At 41.8% G+C, this 5,905-nt stretch carries 6 protein-coding genes; 2 read left to right on the top strand and 4 right to left on the bottom strand.

The annotated features are described in order from the left end of the window. Window positions 1-133 precede the first annotated feature (133 nt). Both D1155_RS15290 and sfsA read right to left on the bottom strand, forming a co-directional pair. Window positions 134-1,366 carry an amidohydrolase family protein gene (locus D1155_RS15290; RefSeq protein ID WP_160203276.1) on the bottom strand — a complete coding sequence of 411 codons (1,233 nt, stop codon included), beginning with the start codon at window positions 1,364-1,366 and terminating at the stop codon, window positions 134-136. Window positions 1,367-1,383: 17 nt separating this feature from the next. Continuing rightward, window positions 1,384-2,085 carry a DNA/RNA nuclease SfsA gene (gene sfsA, locus D1155_RS15285; RefSeq protein ID WP_160203275.1) on the bottom strand — a complete coding sequence of 234 codons (702 nt, stop codon included), beginning with the start codon at window positions 2,083-2,085 and terminating at the stop codon, window positions 1,384-1,386. Between the two features lie 115 nt (window positions 2,086-2,200). Between sfsA and lgt the strand changes: the two genes are divergently transcribed. After that, entirely contained in the window at window positions 2,201-2,947 is a 747-nt protein-coding gene (gene lgt / locus D1155_RS15280) for a prolipoprotein diacylglyceryl transferase (protein WP_160203274.1), read from the top strand. A gap of 3 nt (window positions 2,948-2,950) precedes the next feature. After that, the gene (gene ychF / locus D1155_RS15275; protein WP_160203273.1) at window positions 2,951-4,045 is read left to right on the top strand and encodes a redox-regulated ATPase YchF; all 1,095 of its coding nucleotides are present in this window, start codon (window positions 2,951-2,953) and stop codon (window positions 4,043-4,045) included. A 70-nt stretch (window positions 4,046-4,115) separates the two neighbouring features. On the opposite strand, the gene D1155_RS15270 is transcribed toward ychF, so the two are convergent. Beyond that, window positions 4,116-4,805, bottom strand: coding sequence for a phosphoribosylaminoimidazolesuccinocarboxamide synthase (locus D1155_RS15270; protein ID WP_160203272.1), 690 nt, complete (start codon window positions 4,803-4,805; stop codon window positions 4,116-4,118). Between the two features lie 632 nt (window positions 4,806-5,437). Further along, a partial coding sequence (locus D1155_RS15265; protein ID WP_160203271.1) for a hypothetical protein occupies window positions 5,438-5,905 on the bottom strand: 468 nt, incomplete at its 5' end.

Genomic DNA, 5,905 nt, shown 5'->3' with positions numbered 1-5,905 from the left:
TTTTTCGAGCTTTTTTCTTCTCCTTTTCTGGGAGTTTTCTGTGGCAAGTCTGCCTGTGGGGTTCCCCCTGCAAGACAACTTTCTTAATATATCACCCTTTTCCCCTCCCGTCAAGTACCTTTTTCCCTTTTTTCTATTGTTCTTTTTTTCTGAATCCTTCAGCGATTGTATTGTCAATCACAGTTTCACGGAAGATGACATATCTCGGTAAATTGCGCATTACATCAATGTCTTCATCCGGATTACCGTTGATGATAACCAGCTCCGCGTTCTTACCAACTTTAATAGTCCCCTTCTCTTCGATAAGACCAGCAATTTCTGCGCTGTATTTCGTTGCCTGCAACAAAATATCCATCGGCTTAAAATCATACCATTCTCTGCGCGCAATAAATTCCAGTCCGGCCATATTCTTAAAAGTAGCATAATCGATGTCAGATCCAAAGCCCATCTTGAGTCCAGCTGCATAGGCTTTGTTAATGCATTCTTTTTCCTGCTTCTCATATTTAATCGCCTTTTCCGCAATACTATCTGATAAACCCGCCTGCCCTTCTTCGGTCATGCAAGCAAGACCAATACTACCGGTCGGCACTAGAAAGCAGTCGTCTCGATTTTTTAACATCTCTATCGCCTCATCATCGATAAAGCTCCCGTGTTCGATGGTGTAAAGCCCCGCTCGTATAGCTGTCTTTATACCCTCAGCCCCGTGTGCGTGCCCCATCACGTAAGAACCTCTCATCTTTGCGATTTGAACCGCCGCACGAAGTTCCTCTTCTGTGGCAATGGAAATGCCAGGTATGCCGCTCTCGTCAAGATAGCAGCCTGTCACCATGTATTTGATAATGTCGTTGCCTGCTTCAAACTGTTTTCTTGCAGCTTTCATCACCTCCGCCGGTCCGTCAGCCACTTCATATAGAAGTGTGTATTCATCATTACTTGGATTGGTCGGCGTTAAAGCTCTGCCGGAAGATATAATATCCGGCACATTGTCGATAAGCCCTGCATCCCTGAGTTTCATCAGCTTCACCGTAACATTATATGCACATCCTGCGTCTCGCAAAGTCGTATATCCCTGTCTCAAATATTCTCTGGCAAAATTATAGGAATCGACAAAGGTATACGACTCTTCTTTGCTATCCATCTCCGCAATTTTTCCCAGTTCAAATAGATACACGTGACAGTGGAGATCGAAAAATCCCGGCAATACGGTGCAGCCCGCAGCGTCAATGATTTCTCCTTCAAAATCCTGCACGCTTCCCGCCTCACAAATGTCGGTAATTTTCTCATGATCAACGATGATATCCGCCATTCTTCCTGTAAAACCTTCGGTTAGTTCAGGAATCAATCTGCAGTTTTTTAATAAAAACATAAAATTCACCTCCCTACTTAAAGATTTACATTTATTTCATCCTTCAGTGCCAGACTATCCATTTTCACTTCGCAGTCATAGGCAAGGATATGCACACCCTTTTCCATTGCATATCGAAGGGCCTGCCCGAATTCCGGGTGCGTCCTGTCGTTGGGTTCAAAGCCGTTCACGCCTGACATCTGTATGACAAATAGCACATAACCGCAATATCCTTGCTCTACTCCTTTGCAAAGCTCATAGATATGTTTTATCCCGCGTTCTGTCGGTGCATCAGGAAATCTGGCGATTCCTTTTTCCTCCAAAGTTACACCTTTTATTTCAAGCCAGCCTTTTTTTCCATTTTCTCCTTCTAAATAAAAGTCGAAACGAGAATCTCCGTATGTTTTTTCTCGTTTTACAACTTGAAGATTTTTCATCTCCGGAAGCTTAAGAGTTCCCGACGTTAATGCCTCTTCACAAACTTTATTAGGCGCCTGGGAATCCATGTTGATTAAAACATTTCCTTTTTCTACACCAATTAGAGAGTATCGCATTTTACGGCTCCCCATGCGTCCTGCAAAGTCTTCCAGGTAAACCGTCGCTCCAGGAACAAGGAGTTCTCTGCACCGTCCCGTATTTTTAACATGGGCACGCACAATCTCTCCTCCAAGAGAAACTTCGGCAATAAACCGATTGGGTCTTGCAATAAAATTACCTTTACACATATTTTCGTATTTCATACATTGTATTTTAGCAAATTTTTCAGTATAATAAAAGGGTCAGTTTTCAAGAGGACGCTTTTGTCGACTCAGAAATCCTGCACACAAAATTATATTTATATAAAGGAGAGATTTTATGCAAGCACCTAATCCGATTGCTTTTTCGCTATTCGGACTTGATGTCAGATGGTACGGTCTACTCATAGGTCTTGGTTTTTTTCTGGCAATCCTAATCAGCTATAAGAGAGCGCCGAAACATGGAATAGAAAGTGAACACATCTTGGACTTTGCTATTTGGCTTATTCCTATGTCCATCATTGGCGCCAGGGTCTACTATGTGATTTTCAGCTGGGAGAACTATGCCGGTGATATCGGAAAAACTCTGGATATTCGAAGCGGCGGGCTTGCCATTCACGGTGGAATCATCGCTGGAATCATTACGGGATATTTTGTCGCACATCACTACAAAATTAACCTTCTTGAGCTGGCTGATTTAGTATTTCCTGCCGTTGCATTGGCCCAGTCCATCGGTAGATGGGGGAACTTTTTTAACTCGGAAGCCCACGGCGGTCCTACTGATTTACCTTGGGCAATTTCAGTAGACGGTCAATATGTGCACCCCACCTTCCTCTACGAATCCATCTGGTGCTTTGTGCTATTTGCATTTTTAATTTGGCTGGATAAGCGCAGAAGTTTTCCGGGACAAATTGCCTTTTTATACGGCATGCTTTATTCCCTGGAACGGGGATTTGTGGAACAACTAAGAACCGATAGCCTTATGATTGGCCCGTTAAAGCAAGCACAGGTCTTGAGTTTCTGTGTCTTCGTAATCTGTCTGACTGCATATGTCATACAAATGAAAAAAGAAAAAAGGAGTATATAAATTATGAAACTAGGAATCGTTGGTCTTCCCAATGTAGGCAAAAGTACACTGTTTAATGCGATTACCAAAGCCGGCGCAGAGGCTGCAAACTATCCGTTTTGCACCATCGAGCCCAATGTCGGCGTGGTAACCGTTCCTGATGAAAGAATCACCAAACTCCACGAGATTTACAATTCCAAAAAAACCGTTTACACGACTATAGAATTTTGCGATATCGCAGGTCTTGTAAAAGGTGCCTCCAAAGGAGAAGGTCTTGGAAACAAGTTCCTTGGACATATTCGTGAAGTGGCTGCCATCGTACACGTTGTCAGATGTTTTGAAAATGACAATATCGTTCACGTTGACGGAAAAATTGATCCGCTTTCCGATATCGAAACCATTAATACAGAACTAATTCTTTCCGATATGGAAGTGCTGGAAAGAAGAATCACCAGAACTACAAAAAATCTCAAAGGCGATAAGTCTCTGCAAAAAGAGCTGGATATTCTAAAAAAAGTCAATGATTTTCTAGCAGAGGGTAAGTCTGCAAGAGCCATGGATTTAACCGAAGAGGAAGCCGAATTTATCAAAACCTTGGACCTGCTTTCCTACAAACCGATTATCTATGTAGCTAATGTCTCCGAAGATGACGCTGCCGACAGCGCTGACAATACATATGTTGAATCAGTTCGTCAGTTTGCTGCAACCGAAGATGCACAAGTCGTTGTCATCTGCGCTGAAATTGAGCAGGAAATTTCTGAACTTGAGGAAGATGAGAAAGTCATGTTCCTAGAAGAGCTTGGAATCTGCGAATCCGGTCTTGATAAGCTGATTAAGGCCTCCTACAGTCTGCTGAATCTAATTTCTTTCCTAACTGCCGGCGAGGACGAATGCCGTGCATGGACTATTCGCAGAGGCACCAAAGCGCCGCAAGCTGCTGGAAAAATCCACACCGACTTTGAGCGCGGCTTTATCCGTGCAGAAACCATTGCCTACGACAAATTCATTGAATGCGGCGGCAACATGAATACGGCTAAGGAAAAAGGACTCCTTCGCTCTGAAGGCAAAGAGTATGTTGTCAAAGACGGCGATATCATTACCTTCCTGTTCAATGTATAAAGACAAGCAAACAATATATGTACGAAAAAGCCCTGCCTTTCCGGCAGGGCTTTAAGATTTTGTTATTCTATTATTTTGTGTGACTTAAAATAATATCTGTCAAATCAATCGGGTCAACGATTTTCCCGTCTTTGTAAACTCTCATGTTGCCGCTAGCAATTTCGTCAATGAGGATTACTTCGTCATTGTTGTAGCCAAATTCAAATTTGATGTCCCACAGTTCCAGACCCATAGTTGCTAGGTCATCAGCAACGATTTTGGTTATTTTCAAAGTCTGCTCTTTCATCTGTTCAAACATTTCTCGGTTCATTACTCCAAGGACTTCCAAACCTTCGCTTGTTACCAGAGGGTCACCCTTTGCGTCATCTTTGAAAGTAGTTTCAACATATCCGTTTTCGAAAACCGCGCCGTCTTCAATGTAATTGCCATATCTGCGAATAAAGCTACCAGTTGCTCTCAGTCTACAAATAACTTCAAGACCCTGTCCGAAAGGGGTTGCACGCAGAACTTCCATCGTTGCATTTTCAACATCAGCACTTACATAGTGAGTCTTAATGCCCGCAGCATTAATCAGCTCAAAGTATCTGATAGAAGTCTTTAGATTAGCTCTGCCAATTCCTTCAATGGTCAGACCTACGCTGTTTTCGCCTGGGTCAAAAACACCGTCTTTTCCGGTGCAGTCATCCTTAAACTTCAAGAGCACATTTCCGTTGTCCAGTGCAAACACGTCTTTTGTTTTTCCCTGATAAATCTTTTCCATTTGTTTTCCTCCAATTGCGTTTCTATCATGTACCAATCACGGTAATATCCGTAAAAAATAACAAAAATATTATACAACCAACTGACTCTAATGACAAGAAAAAATTATTTCCTACAGTCTTCTGCTTTTTTTCAAAATGTATTTTGACATTTTATCAAATAATATTTTTTGATAAAATATAGAATGACATAGTGCACGATTTCCGATAAAATCGTATTCTTTATTTTCTACACGACGCATATATCTTTATTTACTTTATGTCTCATGTTTTCTTTGCACGACAAAAAAGAGGGTTCTAATATCTTTATACTACTGCTGAAATATAAACTTCAAAAAATACTACAAGTGCTATGTGGATCCTTCCACACAACCAAGTATTTTCATCACCTCCTTGCTGGTTCCTTTTGGTATATGGCGACGGACTAAATGATTAGCATTTTCATTCCCATGAACTATGGATGGAAATAAAATAGTTTCCACCGTTTTCTCGCACGATGAAGTATCTTTTCAATCACTTCCTAATTCTGAAACTCACTCCCATTATCCACTGTTACAGTTTTAAATATTTTGTAGAAAGAATTAGGGCTTCCGATATGATGAAATAGCTTACTTCTTGGCATCGTCTCCCCTCCTTACACCGCAGCTACGGTTACAATCAAATTTGCTATATGCTGCCTTTTAATTGCTGTGCTGACAACGCCAGTTTTACCAGTCAACTTAAATACCTTTTGCTTATCAGCCGAGATGTTGCCACCTGCAGTATATGGTCCTTTCGACAAGTCAAATTCGCCTATTGCAAACGAAAACTTCTTGCTGTCCTTTGCAAGTGCAGCAAAGTCTGTGGTGTTCGCCGTAAGCATCCACCCATTTACCACATCGTCCACCTGCACGCTGCTGACAGTAATTGTTTTTGATCCAAGATTATTTACGTTCAGGTCAGTGATGTCCAAATCTGTGGAACCCATGGAAGCAGTCATGTCGATAGATTCCGTCACAGTAAAATCAAGCATTTTACGTAGATAAACATGACCCTGCGTAACGCTACCATTGATACCATACTTACCCTCTATATCTTCCGCTTGGCTATATCCCATATCGTC

Origin of the sequence: Anaerotruncus sp. 80, assembly GCF_009936115.1 — a bacterium.
GTDB classification, from domain to species: Bacteria; Bacillota; Clostridia; order Peptostreptococcales; family Anaerovoracaceae; genus Senimuribacter; species Senimuribacter intestinalis.
This window is presented reverse-complemented; position numbering and strand designations above follow the sequence as displayed.

Excerpts from the sequence above, each read along its gene's own strand:
- D1155_RS15270 (WP_160203272.1), bottom strand. The coding sequence starts at position 4,805 with ATGGAAAAGATTTATCAGGGAAAAACAAAAGACGTGTTTGCACTGGAC.
- sfsA (WP_160203275.1), bottom strand. The coding sequence starts at position 2,085 with ATGAAATACGAAAATATGTGTAAAGGTAATTTTATTGCAAGACCCAAT.
- D1155_RS15290 (WP_160203276.1), bottom strand. The coding sequence starts at position 1,366 with ATGTTTTTATTAAAAAACTGCAGATTGATTCCTGAACTAACCGAAGGT.
- ychF (WP_160203273.1), top strand. The coding sequence starts at position 2,951 with ATGAAACTAGGAATCGTTGGTCTTCCCAATGTAGGCAAAAGTACACTG.
- lgt (WP_160203274.1), top strand. The coding sequence starts at position 2,201 with ATGCAAGCACCTAATCCGATTGCTTTTTCGCTATTCGGACTTGATGTC.